12 protein-coding genes are annotated in these 13860 nt (G+C 70.1%); 4 read left to right on the forward strand and 8 right to left on the reverse strand.

What is annotated here, in order from left to right; genetic code table 11:
- Positions 1-13: 13 nt before the first annotated feature.
- A complete protein-coding gene (gene pepN / locus ACWEPG_RS02690; RefSeq protein WP_450113203.1) occupies positions 14-2503 on the reverse strand; it encodes an aminopeptidase N in 2490 nt (829 codons plus the stop codon).
- A 95-nt stretch (positions 2504-2598) separates the two neighbouring features.
- Between pepN and ACWEPG_RS02695 the strand changes: the two genes are divergently transcribed.
- The 3 genes from ACWEPG_RS02695 to mihF all read left to right on the forward strand — a co-directional run bounded on the left by ACWEPG_RS02695 (position 2599) and on the right by mihF (position 4176).
- Positions 2599-2760 (forward strand): hypothetical protein, encoded by a 162-nt coding sequence (locus ACWEPG_RS02695; RefSeq protein WP_450133695.1) that lies wholly within the window; start codon positions 2599-2601, stop codon positions 2758-2760.
- Positions 2761-2953: 193 nt separating this feature from the next.
- Entirely contained in the window at positions 2954-3733 is a 780-nt protein-coding gene (locus ACWEPG_RS02700) for an enoyl-CoA hydratase (protein ID WP_452593811.1), read from the forward strand.
- Between the two features lie 131 nt (positions 3734-3864).
- The gene (mihF, locus tag ACWEPG_RS02705) at positions 3865-4176 is read left to right on the forward strand and encodes an integration host factor, actinobacterial type (RefSeq protein WP_450113206.1); all 312 of its coding nucleotides are present in this window, start codon (positions 3865-3867) and stop codon (positions 4174-4176) included.
- A 103-nt stretch (positions 4177-4279) separates the two neighbouring features.
- Here mihF and ACWEPG_RS02710 read toward each other — a convergent pair whose 3' ends face one another.
- Positions 4280-5098 (reverse strand): acyl-CoA thioesterase, encoded by an 819-nt coding sequence (locus tag ACWEPG_RS02710; protein ID WP_452593812.1) that lies wholly within the window; start codon positions 5096-5098, stop codon positions 4280-4282.
- 73 nt (positions 5099-5171) lie between these two features.
- Between ACWEPG_RS02710 and ACWEPG_RS02715 the strand changes: the two genes are divergently transcribed.
- Positions 5172-5753: a TetR/AcrR family transcriptional regulator gene (locus ACWEPG_RS02715; RefSeq protein ID WP_450113208.1), complete on the forward strand. Its 582-nt coding sequence runs from the start codon at positions 5172-5174 to the stop codon at positions 5751-5753.
- Between the two features lie 60 nt (positions 5754-5813).
- On the opposite strand, the gene ACWEPG_RS02720 is transcribed toward ACWEPG_RS02715, so the two are convergent.
- The 6 genes from ACWEPG_RS02720 to ACWEPG_RS02745 all read right to left on the reverse strand — a co-directional run bounded on the left by ACWEPG_RS02720 (position 5814) and on the right by ACWEPG_RS02745 (position 13631).
- Entirely contained in the window at positions 5814-6941 is a 1128-nt protein-coding gene (locus ACWEPG_RS02720; RefSeq protein ID WP_450113209.1) for an NDMA-dependent alcohol dehydrogenase, read from the reverse strand.
- A 70-nt stretch (positions 6942-7011) separates the two neighbouring features.
- Complete coding sequence (gene eutC, locus ACWEPG_RS02725) at positions 7012-7818, reverse strand: ethanolamine ammonia-lyase subunit EutC (protein WP_450113210.1); 807 nt, start codon at positions 7816-7818, stop codon at positions 7012-7014.
- A complete protein-coding gene (locus ACWEPG_RS02730) occupies positions 7815-9227 on the reverse strand; it encodes an ethanolamine ammonia-lyase subunit EutB (protein ID WP_452593813.1) in 1413 nt (470 codons plus the stop codon). The genes eutC and ACWEPG_RS02730 overlap by 4 nt, the downstream gene beginning before the upstream one ends.
- Positions 9228-9293: 66 nt before the next feature.
- Entirely contained in the window at positions 9294-10034 is a 741-nt protein-coding gene (locus ACWEPG_RS02735; RefSeq protein WP_450115329.1) for a class I SAM-dependent DNA methyltransferase, read from the reverse strand.
- A gap of 114 nt (positions 10035-10148) precedes the next feature.
- Positions 10149-11681: an FUSC family protein gene (locus tag ACWEPG_RS02740; protein ID WP_450115333.1), complete on the reverse strand. Its 1533-nt coding sequence runs from the start codon at positions 11679-11681 to the stop codon at positions 10149-10151.
- A 246-nt stretch (positions 11682-11927) separates the two neighbouring features.
- Positions 11928-13631: a cutinase family protein gene (locus ACWEPG_RS02745; RefSeq protein WP_450115328.1), complete on the reverse strand. Its 1704-nt coding sequence runs from the start codon at positions 13629-13631 to the stop codon at positions 11928-11930.
- Positions 13632-13860 lie beyond the last annotated feature (229 nt).

Below are 13860 nucleotides of genomic sequence, written 5' to 3' on the forward strand. Positions count from 1 at the left end.
GTGCGCCGCCCCATCACCAGGAGTGGGCGCGCACCCGCAGGTCCCGGGCCAGGTGATCCCGCTGCTCGACGACCAGCCTGCGCAGCGCGGCCGGAGCGTCGGCGTGACCGGAGAGCCAGGCGTCGACAGCGTCCAGGGACTCCGCGGCAGGGAACAGTCCGACGACGATGCGCTTGGCGATCTCGATGCTCCGCTGCTCCCAGACGTCGGAGATGGCGGCGAAGTACTCGCCGTCGTAGCGGGCGATCAGGTCGCGGCGCTCCCCCGCCCGGAACCCGCCGATGGTGGCGTCGAGGTGGTCGTTGGTGAGCGTGGTGTCGGTCAGCGCGGCGGCCCAGGCCGCCGCTTTGACCTCGGCGTCCGGGCGGGCCGCCAGCGCGCGCCGGTGCGCGGTGCGTCCGGATGCCGTGTCGTCCCTGGCGAGTTCGGCGTCGAGGTCCGCCGTCCGGGCGTGCCCGGTCGCGGCCAGCGCCGTCCACAGCGCCCAGCGCAGGTCGGGGTCCAGCGCCAGTCCGCTCGGGGCGGGAGCGGTCCCGTCCAGCATCGCGCGGATGTCGCCGGCCCGGCGATCGTCGACCGTCGCGGCAGCGGCGACGGCGCGCGCCATCGCCAACTGCGACCCGGACCCGTGATCCGCCGACTGCAGTGCCGCCCAGCATGATTCGAGCCATTCGCCGCGCCACCGGTCCCGATCCGAGGCCGGTAGGTAGTGGCCCACCGCGAATGCCGCGTTCGCCAGTGTGGCCGCCTGGAGCGCCATGTTGGTCTCCGCCGGCGCGAACGCCCGCGCCATCGTGAGATAACGCGCGGGATCCAGGACCCCGTCCCGGGTGGCGTTCCACAACGCCGACCAGACGAGGCCACGGGCCAGCGGGTCGACGATGCGGTCCAACGAGGCCTCGACCGTGCGTACGGAGAACCCACCGAGCCGGACCTTCGCATACGTCTGGTCGCCGTCGTTGAGCAGCACCAGCGGGGTCTCGGTCAGCTCGACCCGCGTGCGCGGTCCCGTGAGATCGACGCTCAGACGCTCGGTGAGCACCAGCGAGCCCGCCTCGTCGAAGTCGTAGAGTCCGATGCCGAGGGTGTGTGGCCGAGGGTCGGTCTGCACGACCTCGTACCGCTTGCCACGTCGCTCGAGGGTCAGCGTCGACACGCCGGTCGTCTGCAACCAGGCGCGCGCCCATGACTCCAGGTCGCGGCCGGACGTCGCGGAGAGCTCCGTGAGCAGGTCGGCGAGAATGGTGTTGCCGAACGCGTGTGCTCGGAAATAGCGTCGTGCCCCTTCGAAGAACGCGTCCCGCCCGACGTGGGCGACGAGCTGCTTGAGCACGCTCGCCCCCTTCGCATAGGTGATGCCGTCGAAGTTCAGCTTCGCCGCCTCGAGATCGACGATGTCGGCGACGATCGGATGGGTGGTCGGCAGCTGGTCCTGCGAATACGCCCACGCCTTGCGCCGATTCGCGAACGCCACCCAGGCGTCGGTCCACTGCGTGGCCTCGGCACTTGCGAGTGCGCCCATGTAGTCGGCGAAGGACTCCTTGAGCCACAGGTCGTCCCACCACTGCATCGTCACCAGGTCGCCGAACCACATGTGCGCCATCTCGTGCAGGATCGTGTTGGCGCGGCCCTCGTACTGGGCGGCCGTCGCGGCACCGCGGAAGACGTACGCCTCGGTGAACGTCACACAGCCGGGGTTCTCCATCGCGCCGAGGTTGTACTCGGGCACGAACACCTGGTCGTACTTGCCCCACGGATACGGGTAGTCGAACTGCTCGTGAAAGAAGTCGAGCCCCTGCCGGGTGACCTCCAGCACGGTGTCGGCATCGAGGTGTCGCGCCAGCGAGGCCCGGCACAGCACCCCCAACGGAACGGTGAGATCGCCTGAGCTCCAGACGGAGTCGACGCGATGGTACGGTCCGGCGACGACCGCCGTGATGTAGGTGGAGATCGGCAGGGTCGGGGAGAATTCCACGAACCGCCGCTCGTCGGACTCCTCCCACAGGGCAGCGGGACGGTTCGAGATCACCTCCCACCCGGGCGGCGCGGTCACGGCGAAGGTGAACGGCGCCTTCATGTTCGGCTGTTCGAAGCACGCGAAGACCCGACGGGCGTCGGCAGGCTCGTACTGGGTGTAGAGGTAGGTCTGTCCGTCGACCGGATCGAGGAAGCGGTGCAGCCCCTCACCCGACCGGCTGTAGGCGCCGGTCGCCCGGACCACGACGGTGTTCGACGCGGCCAGTCCGCGCAGGGCGATGCGGGCTCCGTCGTACTCGACCTCGGCGGGCTCCCCGTTGACGGTGACCGAGTCGACCGACGGTCCGATGAAGTCGAGCCAGGTCCGTTCGGCGGTGGCGTCGAACTCCACCGTCGTGACCGTCAGGAAGCCGGGTCGGTCGTGATCCGGGGCGGACGACAGGTCCAGATCCACGCGGTAGGAGCGGACGGTGACCGCGGCGGCGCGGGCTGCGGTCTCGGCACGGGTCAGGTTCGCGGTGCTCACGGTGTCGATCCTGCCAGGTGATCGGCAGCGAGACCGGGCGCACATATACCCCTATGGGTATTATCGATCGGGAACCGGACCGAGAGGACACCACCATGTGCCAGCCCACCCCCTGCCCCAACTGCGGCAAGACCACCTGGAAGGGTTGCGGCAACCACGTCGACGAGGTCATGCGCCACGTCCCCGCCGACAAGCGCTGCACCTGCGAACGGCCGGCCTCGTCCGGCGGATTCCTGCGCGGGCTGTTCGGCCGCTGATCGGCGGGAACGCCTCGGGATCGCGGGCGACGGAGCATCGACAACCGCCTGCGATCGCGGAGGGGGAGCGTCATGCACGTCGCCACCGGGGACACCCCGCGAACCTGAGCGCTGCCCCTTTCCGGGGGCATCGCGTGGCGGCGGCGCGGTCGTAGCATCGAACTCGACCGACAGATCGCGAAAGAGGTGCGCCATGGACGACGCAGTCCGGACCGAAGTCGACGCCGAGACCGGCATCGGCACCATCACCCTGAACCGGCCGAAGCAGCGAAACCCGTTGGCCACCAGCACGATGCGTCAGGTCACCGCGGCACTGACCGAGCTGTCCGCGGACGCGACGGTACGGGCCGTCGTCATCGCCGCGGACGGACCGGTGTTCTCCGCCGGGCACGACCTGTCGGAGATGGTCGACCGCACCCTCGACGAGGAGCGGGAGATCTTCGATGCGTGCGTCGAGATGATGGACACCGTCCAGCAGATCCCGCAGCCGGTGATCGCCGCCGTCCAGGGCCCTGCGATCGCGGCCGGCTGCCAGCTCGCGGCGTCCTGCGACCTGGTGGTCGCGTCCGAGACCGCGGTGTTCGGGACGCCGGGCGTGCGGATCGGGCTGTTCTGCTCGACCCCGATGGTCGCGCTCAGCCGCGCCGTCGGGCGAAAGCGGGCGATGCAGATGCTGCTGACCGGCGACACAATCGACGCCCACACCGCGGCGGACTGGGGTCTGGTGAACCTCGTCGTCGCCCCCGAGGAACTCGACGCGCAGGTCCGGGCCCTGGCCACGAGGATCACCGGTGCCAGCCCGCTGACGCTGCAGATCGGCAAGCAGGCGTTCTACCGGCAGATCGACCTGCCGCAGGACCAGGCGTACACCGCGATGGCGGAGACCATGGCCACCAACGCCGTGACCTGCGATGCTCAGGAGGGAATGACGGCCTTCCTGGAGAAACGGACACCGGTGTGGCACGGTAAGTGACCCAGTCCGCGCATCACGACACGCGGGAGCGCCGGGTACCGTGATTCACGGTCGCCGCCGCTCTAGCCTGGGGTTCTCCCCCGGGAACAGCCTGGGGTTCTCCCCCGGGAACCGCGAGAAAGGCACATCTCATGGCATTGCCCACCCTGACCCCCGAACAGCGCGCCGCCGCCCTGGAGAAGGCGGCCGCGTCCCGGAAGGCTCGCGCCGAACTGAGGGAGGACCTCAAGTCCGGCAAGATCAGCCTGGTCGAGGTCCTCGACAAGGCCGACACCGACGAACTCGTCGGCAAGACGAAGGTGCTGTACCTGCTCGAGTCCCTGCCGAAGGTCGGCAAGGTGAAGGCTCGCGACATCGCCGAGTCCGTCGGCATCGCGGAGACCCGCCGCGTGGCCGGCCTCGGTGCCCGTCAGCGGGCCGACCTGCTGGCCAAGCTGGCCTGAGCCGAAGACTTCCCACCACTGCCCGGCGTCCACTCGGACGCCGGGCAGTGGTGCGTTTCGGGGGCGGCGCACCCTTTCCGGTGTGCCTGTCGGCGCGACCGGGTCAGGCCTTGAAGTACACCAACTGGTGGGTGGTGGCGAGCAGCGCACCGCCCTTGCCCCACAGTTCGCCGGACTGGTCGAAGTAGCCCTTACCGAAATGCTGGGCGCGGGCGGTCGCGAGCACCGCGTCCTCGCCGTGCGCCGTGAGGGTGTCCGCGTCGGCGTGGAAGTACACGGTCAGCGAGACGGTGCCGGCCGGGCTCATCTGGCCGCGGCGGAGGAACACGCGCGGGAAGAAGACGTCGCACAGCGCGGTGAGGGCGGGGAAGTCGAGCGGCCGCGCGGGGTGATCCCGGACCCACAGGGTGGATGTCGAGTCGCCCCTCTCGGTTCCGACGCTGTCCAGGCCACCCTCGACGAACCGCATCTCGTAGTTGCCGATCCACCGGATGAACTCGAGCGCCGGGGCGGGCGCGACCTCCTCCGCCGCCGGGGCGACGGGCGGGGTGATCTCGGTCGACGACCAGCTGTCGCGGCGGACGGCGAACACCGCGGTCGCGGTGGTGGCGACGACGCCCTCCTGGGTCATCTCGATCGACCAGTGCTGCGTGGAGTTGTTGGTGCGCGTGGGTCGCGCGTCGATGGTGAACAGTCCGTCGGCGACTGGGCCGGCGAAGTTGACGGTGAGCGAGACCGGGTCGCCGAGCCGTTCCGGATGCCGCAGCGCGGCGGCGAGCAGCGTGGCCGCGGTGACGCCGCCGAACGGGCCGACCATGTTGGCGTACTCGGCCGCGGTCCGGCCGGTGAACGTGCCGTCGGCCTCGGCGACGAGATCGAGGGCGGCGTCGAACTGATGGGTCGGGTTGGCGGTCCGTGTCACGTCAAAACTCCTGGCGATCGGAAACTATGTATGACACCCTACATAGAACAGGAGCGAACGAGAAGGGCGAGCAGTGCCGAGACGACAGGACCCCACCACCGGCCCCCGGGCCGCGATGATCGACAGCGCCATCACCCTGATGCGCGAACGCGGTGTCGCCGCGACGTCGTTCGCCGACGTGCTGTCCGCCAGCGGCGCCCCTCGCGGGTCGATCTACCACCACTTCCCGCGCGGCAAGGCCCAGCTCGTGGAGGACGCGACCCGCTCCGCGGCCGACTGGATCGACGACAGGATCGGCCGGATCCTCGACGCCCACGACACCGTCGAAGCCATCCGCACCCTGGTGGACATCTGGGGCCGCGGCCTCGAATCCAGTGGGTACGCGTCGGGATGCCCGATCGCGGCGGCGGCGCTGGGCACCGAGCCCGGCGCCAGGGAGATCGCCGGCACCGCGTTCGGCACCTGGTGCGACGCGATCGCCGCGAAACTCGTCGGCGAGGGCGCCGAACCCGCGCGGGCGGCGTCGCTCGCCGTGCTGATCATCGGGGCGCTCGAGGGCGCGTTGATGCTGGCGCAGGCACAGGGCAGCTCGACGCCCCTGGACGCGACCGTCGACGAACTCGAATCCCTGTGCCGGACGGTGCTGGCGCCGTGACACTCCCTGCCGGAAGGATCGGGGTGCCGCCGGAACGCCCGTCCGACGGCACCCCGCGGATCAGCGGTCCGCGTCGGTGTAGCGAATGATGCCGCGAATGTTGCGTCCCTCCAACATGTCCCGGTAGCCGTCGTTGATCTGCTCCAGTCGGTACTGGCGGGTGACCATGTCGTCGAGGTTGAGCTTGCCGACCTTGTACATCGACAGCAGCTGCGGAATGTCGTAGTGCGGGTTGGCGCCGCCGAAGATGCTGCCCTGCAGGTTCTTCTGCAGGAGGGTCAGCATCGACAGGTTGAGCGTGACCTTGTTGTCGAGCAGGCTGCCCATCGCGGTCAGCACCACGGTGCCGGCCTTCGAGGTGATGCCCATCCACAGGTCGACGTCCTCGCCGTGCACCTCGCCGACGGTGACGATGGTCTTCTTGGACATGCCGCCGGCGGTGGTCTCGGCGATCGCGCCTGCCGCCTCCTCCACGCTCGCGAACGCCTGGGTGGCACCGAACTTCAGCGCCTGCTCGCGCTTCCACTCCACCGGGTCGATGGCGAAGATGTGGCGGGCGCCGGAGTTCACCGCGCCCTGCAGCGCCGAGATGCCGACGCCGCCGAGGCCGACGATCGTGACGTCCTCTCCCGGCTTGATCTGCGCGGTATGGGTGGCCGACCCGTAGCCGGTGGTGACACCGCAACCGACGAGGCACGCCACCTCGAACGGGATCGACGGATCGATCTTCACCACCGAACTCTGGTGCACCACCATGTACGGGGAGAACGTGCCGAGCAGAGTCATCGGGTAGACGTTCTGCCCCCTGGCCTGGATCCGGTACGAGCCGTCGCTGACCGACGCACCGCCGAGCAGCATCGCCCCCAGGTCGCACAGGTTGCGCAGGCCTGCCTGACACGACGGACACTTGCCGCACGACGGGATGAACGAGAGCACGACGTGGTCGCCCGGGGCGAGGTCCTCGACACCCTCGCCGACCTCGGTGACGATGCCTGCACCTTCGTGACCGCCCAGCACCGGGAAACCGGCCATCGGGATGCCGCCGGTGACCAGGTGGTGGTCCGAGTGGCACATACCCGACGCTTCCATCTGAACCTTGACCTCCCCCTTGCGGGGGTCGCCGATCTCGATCTCCTCGATCGACCACGGCTGATTGAAATCCCAGATCAACGCGCCTTTGGTCTTCATCGCTGCACACACCTGCTCTCGTCGACAGTCGGGAAGGCCAGCCTAGACACGTATACAGACGGGTGTCCGGCTAATCGCCGGATCGGCCTTCCCGAACTCCGTCGGTCAGGGCCGGGTCCCGCGAGGTGTCCTTCAGCGCCACCCCGGACGCGCCGAGACGCCGCGCGCCGTCGACCAGCGCGGCAACCACCCGCGCGGCGTGCTCGTAGCCCAGCCCGTCGGGCGGGTGGACGTTGGACACGCAGTTGCGCTGGGCGTCGCTGCGGCCCGGTCGCGGGTGGTGGGTGAGGTAGACACCGACGCTGTCGGCGACGGACAGGCCGGGACGCTCCCCGATCAGCACCAGCATGGTGGTGACACCGAGCGCCTCCCCGATGTGATCGCCGAGCGCCACCCGGGCCTGGGTGGCGATCACCGGCGGGGCGACCGTCAGTCCCGGCAGCGCGGCGACGATCGCGGCGGCCAGGTCCGGTCCGTGCGCGCTCAGCGCGGTCGAGGACAACCCGTCGCACAGGGCGATCCCGAGGTCGTAGGGACCACCCGACGGCACGGGAATCGGCTCGCCGGGTACCCGTCCAAGGTCGGGGCGGCGCAGGTAGATGGCGCGATCCGGCGCGGCGCTGGCGACCACCGACGGCTCGCCGAGGCCGAGCGTCCTCACCCGGTCGGCCACGCGCGCCACGTCCAGTGGCAGGTGCACCGCGTCGCGCGCCGCGGCATGCGCGGCGACGAACTCGAGGTGTCGGCGGGTGGGCAGCGCATTACCGATGCGCCCCAACCCGATCCGCGCCTGCGTGTAGGACCGGAGCAGATCCCAGTAATCGGTCTCGGCACCGCCGAGGTGGTCGGTCTCGGCACCGCCGAGGTGGTCGGTCACGACACGCCGCCGAGCGCCCGCAGCGGGGAGGCAGCGACATCGACCGGCAGCACCCGTCCGGCCGCGTCGGCCATGCCCTGGCGACGCAGCCACTCCTCGAACTCCGGTGCTGGTCGCAGGTTCGCGATCTGCCGCGCGTAGAGCACGTCGTGGAACGAGAGCGACTGGTAGCCGAGCATCACGTCGTCGGCGCCGGGCACCGTGATCACGAACGCGGTGCCCGCCACCCCGAGCAACGTCAGCAGCGTGTCCATATCGTCCTGGTCGGCCTCGGCGTGATTGGTGTAGCAGACGTCCACGCCCATCGGCAGGCCGAGCAGCTTCCCGCAGAACTGGTCCTCGAGCCCGGCGCGGATGATCTGCTTGCCGTCGTACAGGTACTCGGGGCCGATGAAGCCCACAACGGTGTTGACCAGCAACGGTTTCAGCTCGCGTGCCACCGCGTAGGCGCGGGCCTCGAGGGTCTGCTGGTCGACGGGCCTGCCGCCGATGCCGAGGTGGGTCCCGGACGACAGCGCCGAGCCCTGCCCCGTCTCGAGATACATGACGTTGTCGCCGACGGTGCCGCGGCGCAGCGACCGCCCGGCCTCGTCGCCCTCCCGGAGCACCGCAAGGTCGACACCGAAGCCTCGGTTGGCGCCCTCGGTGCCTGCGATGGACTGGAACACCAGATCCACCGGCGCGCCGCGCTCGATCAGGTCGATCGTCGTGGTGACGTGGGTGAGCACGCACGACTGGGTGGGGATGTCGAACCGGGTGCGCACGTCGTCGAGCAGGTGCAGCAGGTCCGCGACGGCGTGCGGGGAGTCACCGGCCGGGTTGATACCGATCACCGCGTCGCCGCACCCCATCAACAACCCGTCGAGCGTCGCGGCCGCGACGCCACGCGGATCGTCAACCGGATGATTCGGCTGTAGCCGCGTCGCGAGCCGCCCCGGCAACCCGATCGTGGTTCGGAACGCACTCGTCACCGTCAACGCGCGGGACACGGTGATCAGGTCCTGATTGCGCATGATCTTGCTTGTTGCCGCGACCATTTCGGGAGTCAATCCCGACGCGAGCGCACCGAGAACAGTCGCGGAATCGGGCGTGGCGGCAGTCGCGAGCAGGTGGTCGCGCAGGCCGCCGACCGTCAGGTGCCCGACCGGCGCGAACGCGGCCGCGTCGTGGCCGTCGAGGATCAGCCGGGTGACCTCGTCGGTCTCGTAGGGGACCACGGTCTCGGCGAGGAACGTGGCCAGCGGAACCTCGGCCAGCGCCCACTGCGCCGCGGCCCGCTCGGCATCCGACGACGCCGCGCATCCCGCCAGCTCGTCACCCGACCGCAGCGGCGTCGCCTTCGCCAGCAGATCCACCAGTCCCGCAAACTCGTACGTCACGCCGGCCAACTGCTGGCGATACACCGTCATCGCACCGTCACCTCCCGCGTTGTGCCCGGTGCCTCGATACGACCCGAGCCCGACGAGATCGTGACGTCAGCCCAGTCGGCAGTTCACGATCGCGGCGTGTGGGCGCTCCCAGTACGCACGGAGCAGCTCCTCCTCGGAATCCGCGGCGGCCGAACGGTATCGCCCGTAGTCGACCCACTGGGTGAGTGCGAAACCGGCGGCGTGCATCGCCTCGTCGATGCTGTCCTTCGTCCAGACGTAGGCGGTGACGGTGTCCTCGTCCCCCGCACCACCCGGACCGAACAGGTCGAGTTGTACCTCACCGCCGTCGACATCCGGACCGATCGGCGTCAGCCGGAATCCGAATCGCTCGTAGTATGCGGGGTCTCGCACATAGTCGGGATGAATGGGAAGGGTGACGAGGCGGCCGCCCGGCCGCAACGGTTTCGCCATCTGCGCGCACATCGCATGGAGTTCCTGCCGGGTGGTGGCGTACGGCAACACGTATACGGCCAGAACCAGGTCGAACCGGCCGGCGAGGTCGTCGCCGAGATCGGAGGCGAACTCGATGCCCAGTGGGTTCTCCACTTCTCGGGCCCTCGCATACTCGAGCATGCCATCCGAGACGTCGTAGCCGACGACCCGGCGTGCACCCTGCTCCTTCAGCAGCCGAGCGTACATGCCGTTCCCACAACCGAAGTCGAGGACGTCACGGTCGGCAAGATCACCGAGGACGGCGAGGAAGTTGGGAATCTCCAGGAACCGACGGAAAGGCCAGCCGGCCATGTCCTCGTACAGATCGGCAAGTTCATCGAACTGACTCTGCATCGAACACCTCATTCGTTCGGGTAGCCAACGACAGCCCGATTCTCGCTCCCCACCGGCCGGTCCGCGGGGAAGCGCAGAATGTCGGAGGGTCACCGCGAGTCCCCGACGGACCGCCTACGTGTCCGCGGCGGACCGATGCGGTGAGGTCAGGATCCGATAGCCGTGCTCGTGCAGTCGGCGATGCCCGGGCCAGCGGTCGCGAGTCCAGTCCGGCTCGGTGTGGGCAGCGGTGATCGCCGCCGTCGTCGACGCATGCAGGTCGAACTCGAGGTCGCGACGCAGCTCGGGTAGCTCCCGGTCGTCGGCCGCGCGGGTGATCCGGGCGATGGTGTCGGCGACCTGCGCGTCCGCGTCGGCGAGGATCCGGCGGTGGGCGCGGGGCAGTACCCCCCACATCACGGCCAGGGCGACAACGACCCCGACGACGGTCTCGAGGAATCGGTCCCGGGAGACGAGGCCGAGGTCGCCCGGGGTTCCGAGCACCCCGAGGATCATCGCGAGCGGGGTGATGAACACCATCGCGAGACCGTAGTTGCGCACCAGGAACGCCTCAATACCCGCCATCGTCAACGCGAGCACCACGACCAGCGCTGCCCCGCGCAGGTCGAACAGCGACAGGCCCGCGAGCAACCCGAGCCCGAGGACGGTGCCGACGAATCGATGGGCCGCACGGTAGGTGCCTAGGATCCGGTCGGGGCCCTGGTGCAGGATCATCGCGGCGGTGATCACCGCCCAGTCTGGTCGTCCAACCCCCAACACGACCGCGATCGCCCCTGCCGCCGGACAGGCGACGAGCAGCCGTGCCACGACGGTCACCGAACGCCCCCGGGGGTGCGCGGCCCGGGCGAGGCGGTAGCGGACCGACGGGCGGCGCAGCGGCGTCCGCGGATGCAGGTCGTCCTCGGGGGTGGCCTCGTCGTGCGGGGCACCGTGCACGACCGCCGCGCACCGCGCGTGCGCCGCCCGGAGCGTCCGCGTCAGTGGATCGTCCGAGCCGGCGAGCCCGGCGTCGTGCAGGCACTGCCATGCCGCGTGCAGGTCGTGGACCGCGGCCCGGCGATGCGCGGGCGAGTTCTCCGCCAGCACCGTGTCGACCGCGCGCACCGCGGCGGCGACCGCGGCCCGCTCCGCCGTGCGCGGCCGAACGAGGACACCGGACATCCCGACCACCAGTGCGGTGCCCGCACCGATCGCCGTCCACGCCACGACGGCCGCGACCGACACCCCCGCCCCCGGTAGTGCGGACGCGATCTCGAGGGCCAACAGCAGCAGGAAGGCGCCGGGCGCGCCGAGCCTGAGCGCGTCGACGACGAACGCGCACGAGGCCACCACGACCGTCATGGTCGCCACCAACACCATCGGCCACAGCGCGGAGCCGCCCGCGGTCGCGGCGTGGTGCACCGCCGACCCGACGGCGGCACCGGTCCCGGCCAACGCGACGAGCACGACACCGACGATCGCGAGCATCCGCCAGCGCACCCGGTACGGGCGGCCCTCGCCGTAGACGACGGCGAACGCACCGAGGGTGGCGACCGCGGCGACCGGCCCGGCACCGAGGGCGACGCCCGTGAGACCGGGCACCGCCACCGTTACCGCTGCGCGCGCGACGCCCGGCCAGCGACGGCCCTGACGCGGCACGGCCACCATCGCCGACCACGGGGAGGCGGGAGTGGGGACAGGCAGGTCGATGGTCGCCACCTGCGTTCCCGATTCTCCCGACACAACCATTCAGGTTAGGAAGTGGGCAGGCCGGCACTCGAATCCACACCCGCCCGATGAGGCGCACGTCACGCTCCGGCAACCCCCGACAGCACCCCGCCCGACGGCATGAACGGAACCGTTCATGCCGTCAGATCGATTGAACGGTTCCGTTCATGCGGGCGGAGCCCGGTGTCAGCGGGTGGGCTGCGCGACCGGAGTCGTCGTCACCACAGCCGACGACGTGGCCGCGGCCGTCGACGCCGAGCTCGGGGCCGCGCTGTCGGTCGTCGTCGCCGGATCCGTCGTCGCGGCGCCGGTCGGGGCGTCCGTGGCCGTTGCGCCCGCGGTCGGCTCCGGCGTCGCCGCGACGGCATCCGGGCCCTGCACGGTCTCGGCGAGGACCGGGTCGGCCGCGGCCCCGCCGGCCGGGATCGCCGCCTGCGTCGACGGGGTGGTAGTCGTCGCCTTGGTGGCTGCGCTCGTCGTCGGCGCCGAGGACTTCGTGGTCGGAGCCGTCGTGGTCGGAGCGGTCGTGGTCGGAGCGGTCGTGGTGGTGGTCGGCAGCGGCACCCCGTCCCGCGCCTGCTCCGCGAGTTTGGTGAGCCACTGCGCGGCGTACTCGGCGGAGGTCAGCGGCTTTCCGTCGGCGGAGTCGCGCCAGTAGTCGAAGTGATGACCGGTGTCCGGACCGAGGGTGAGCTGGTACGGGTCGCTGAGCACCACCGGGATGGTGTTCTGGTTGGTGACGATCAGGTTGACGACCTCGTTGAAGAGCTTCTGCGGCAGGTACGCGAGCGGCGACATCTTCTCGGCATCGATGGAGTCGGCGACCGACTCGACGGGCAGCGTCGTGGTGGCCTTGCTCGGGTCGTACGCCGGATCCGACACCTGCAGCAGCACATCGAGGAACGTCTGGTCGCTCTGCATCCAATTCGGCTGCGAGCGAATCACGTTGAACGCGTCGAACCCGATCTTGCCGAGAGTGACGGCGACGTCCTGCCCGGTCGCCGGGGTCAGGCCGTCCTTCTCGAGGCTGTCGATGTTCAGCTGCCGACCGACGTTGACCACCAGCTGCAGCAGCGAGATGTTCTGCGGCGCAGCGCAGGTGAGGTCGCCGTCGGAACAGAACGATGCGACCTTGCCCGCGAGCGCGCCGAAGTCGGCGCCACCGGTACCGGTCACCGCGCCCGCACCTGAGGCGGGTGTGGTGCCGGTCTGGTACACGGTGTCGAACCCGTCCGGGTTGCTGAACGGGTTCTGTGCGCCCGGGAACGGGCCCTGTTCGGCGGCACGGCCGGCGTCGGCGAAGATCACGACCCCGACGACGTTCGCGGGGTCGACGATCTCGTAGCCATCGGTCCCGTCCTGGTGGCCGATGTTCTGTGCGACCCGGCGGGCGACGTCGGCGCCCTCGCTGTAGCCGACCACGGAGAAGCGGGTGTTCGGGCAGGACTTGCGGATCTCGCTCATCACGGTCTCGGTGTTCGCGACGCCGGTCTGGACCGCGGACTCGTAGTTGTCCATGTTCGCGGGGTACGCGATGTACACCGCGGCGTACGCCTGAGGGTTGAGCGCCGTGTTGATCGCGTTCGGCGCGTTGACCACCGGGTCCACCCAGTGGCTGCTGTAGTCGGTGGACAGGGCGGCGGGGAGCGCATTGCCGTTGGCGTCGACGAGCCGGGGGACCGTGTCCCCGGGGGTGTCGTTGCGGCCGGCGATCGAGACGGTGACCATGTCGTGGCATTCCGTCGTGGACGCCGTCAGCTCGGTGTCGATCGTGGTCGTCGGCGGCGCGAACGCCCACCAGGCGGTGATGGCCGCGGCGACGCCGAGCGCCACCGGGGCGGCCGCGGTTCTGGCGACGCGATGCCGCGCGATGAATCCACGAATTGTCATGTCCGCTCCCCACTCCGTAACTCTCGGACGACGCGCGGACCACCCCGTGCCATGCGCTCACGTCACGTCAAGAGGGGTGTCGCACCGGACGACCCGAATGTTACGGCGACGCCCGGCATGTCCGCCCTGTGAACCCGCTGTGAGTCCACCTGCCGCCGCGCTCGCTTCGGTCCGCCGGCCGCTTGTGCCAGGCCTGTTCGACCTGGTGATCGGCCGCGGGTCCGGGCAA

This window comes from Rhodococcus sp. NPDC004095 (assembly GCF_053604015.1).

What these genes read in the sequence shown, in the direction of transcription:
- ACWEPG_RS02695 (WP_450133695.1), top strand. Translation starts at nt 2,599, where the DNA reads ATGTGCCAGCCCACCCCCTGCCCCAACTGCGGCAAGACCACCTGGAAG.
- ACWEPG_RS02700 (WP_452593811.1), top strand. Translation starts at nt 2,954, where the DNA reads ATGGACGACGCAGTCCGGACCGAAGTCGACGCCGAGACCGGCATCGGC.
- mihF (WP_450113206.1), top strand. Translation starts at nt 3,865, where the DNA reads ATGGCATTGCCCACCCTGACCCCCGAACAGCGCGCCGCCGCCCTGGAG.
- ACWEPG_RS02720 (WP_450113209.1), bottom strand. Translation starts at nt 6,941, where the DNA reads ATGAAGACCAAAGGCGCGTTGATCTGGGATTTCAATCAGCCGTGGTCG.
- ACWEPG_RS02730 (WP_452593813.1), bottom strand. Translation starts at nt 9,227, where the DNA reads ATGACGGTGTATCGCCAGCAGTTGGCCGGCGTGACGTACGAGTTTGCG.
- ACWEPG_RS02735 (WP_450115329.1), bottom strand. Translation starts at nt 10,034, where the DNA reads ATGCAGAGTCAGTTCGATGAACTTGCCGATCTGTACGAGGACATGGCC.
- ACWEPG_RS02740 (WP_450115333.1), bottom strand. Translation starts at nt 11,681, where the DNA reads ATGGTGGCCGTGCCGCGTCAGGGCCGTCGCTGGCCGGGCGTCGCGCGC.
- ACWEPG_RS02745 (WP_450115328.1), bottom strand. Translation starts at nt 13,631, where the DNA reads ATGACAATTCGTGGATTCATCGCGCGGCATCGCGTCGCCAGAACCGCG.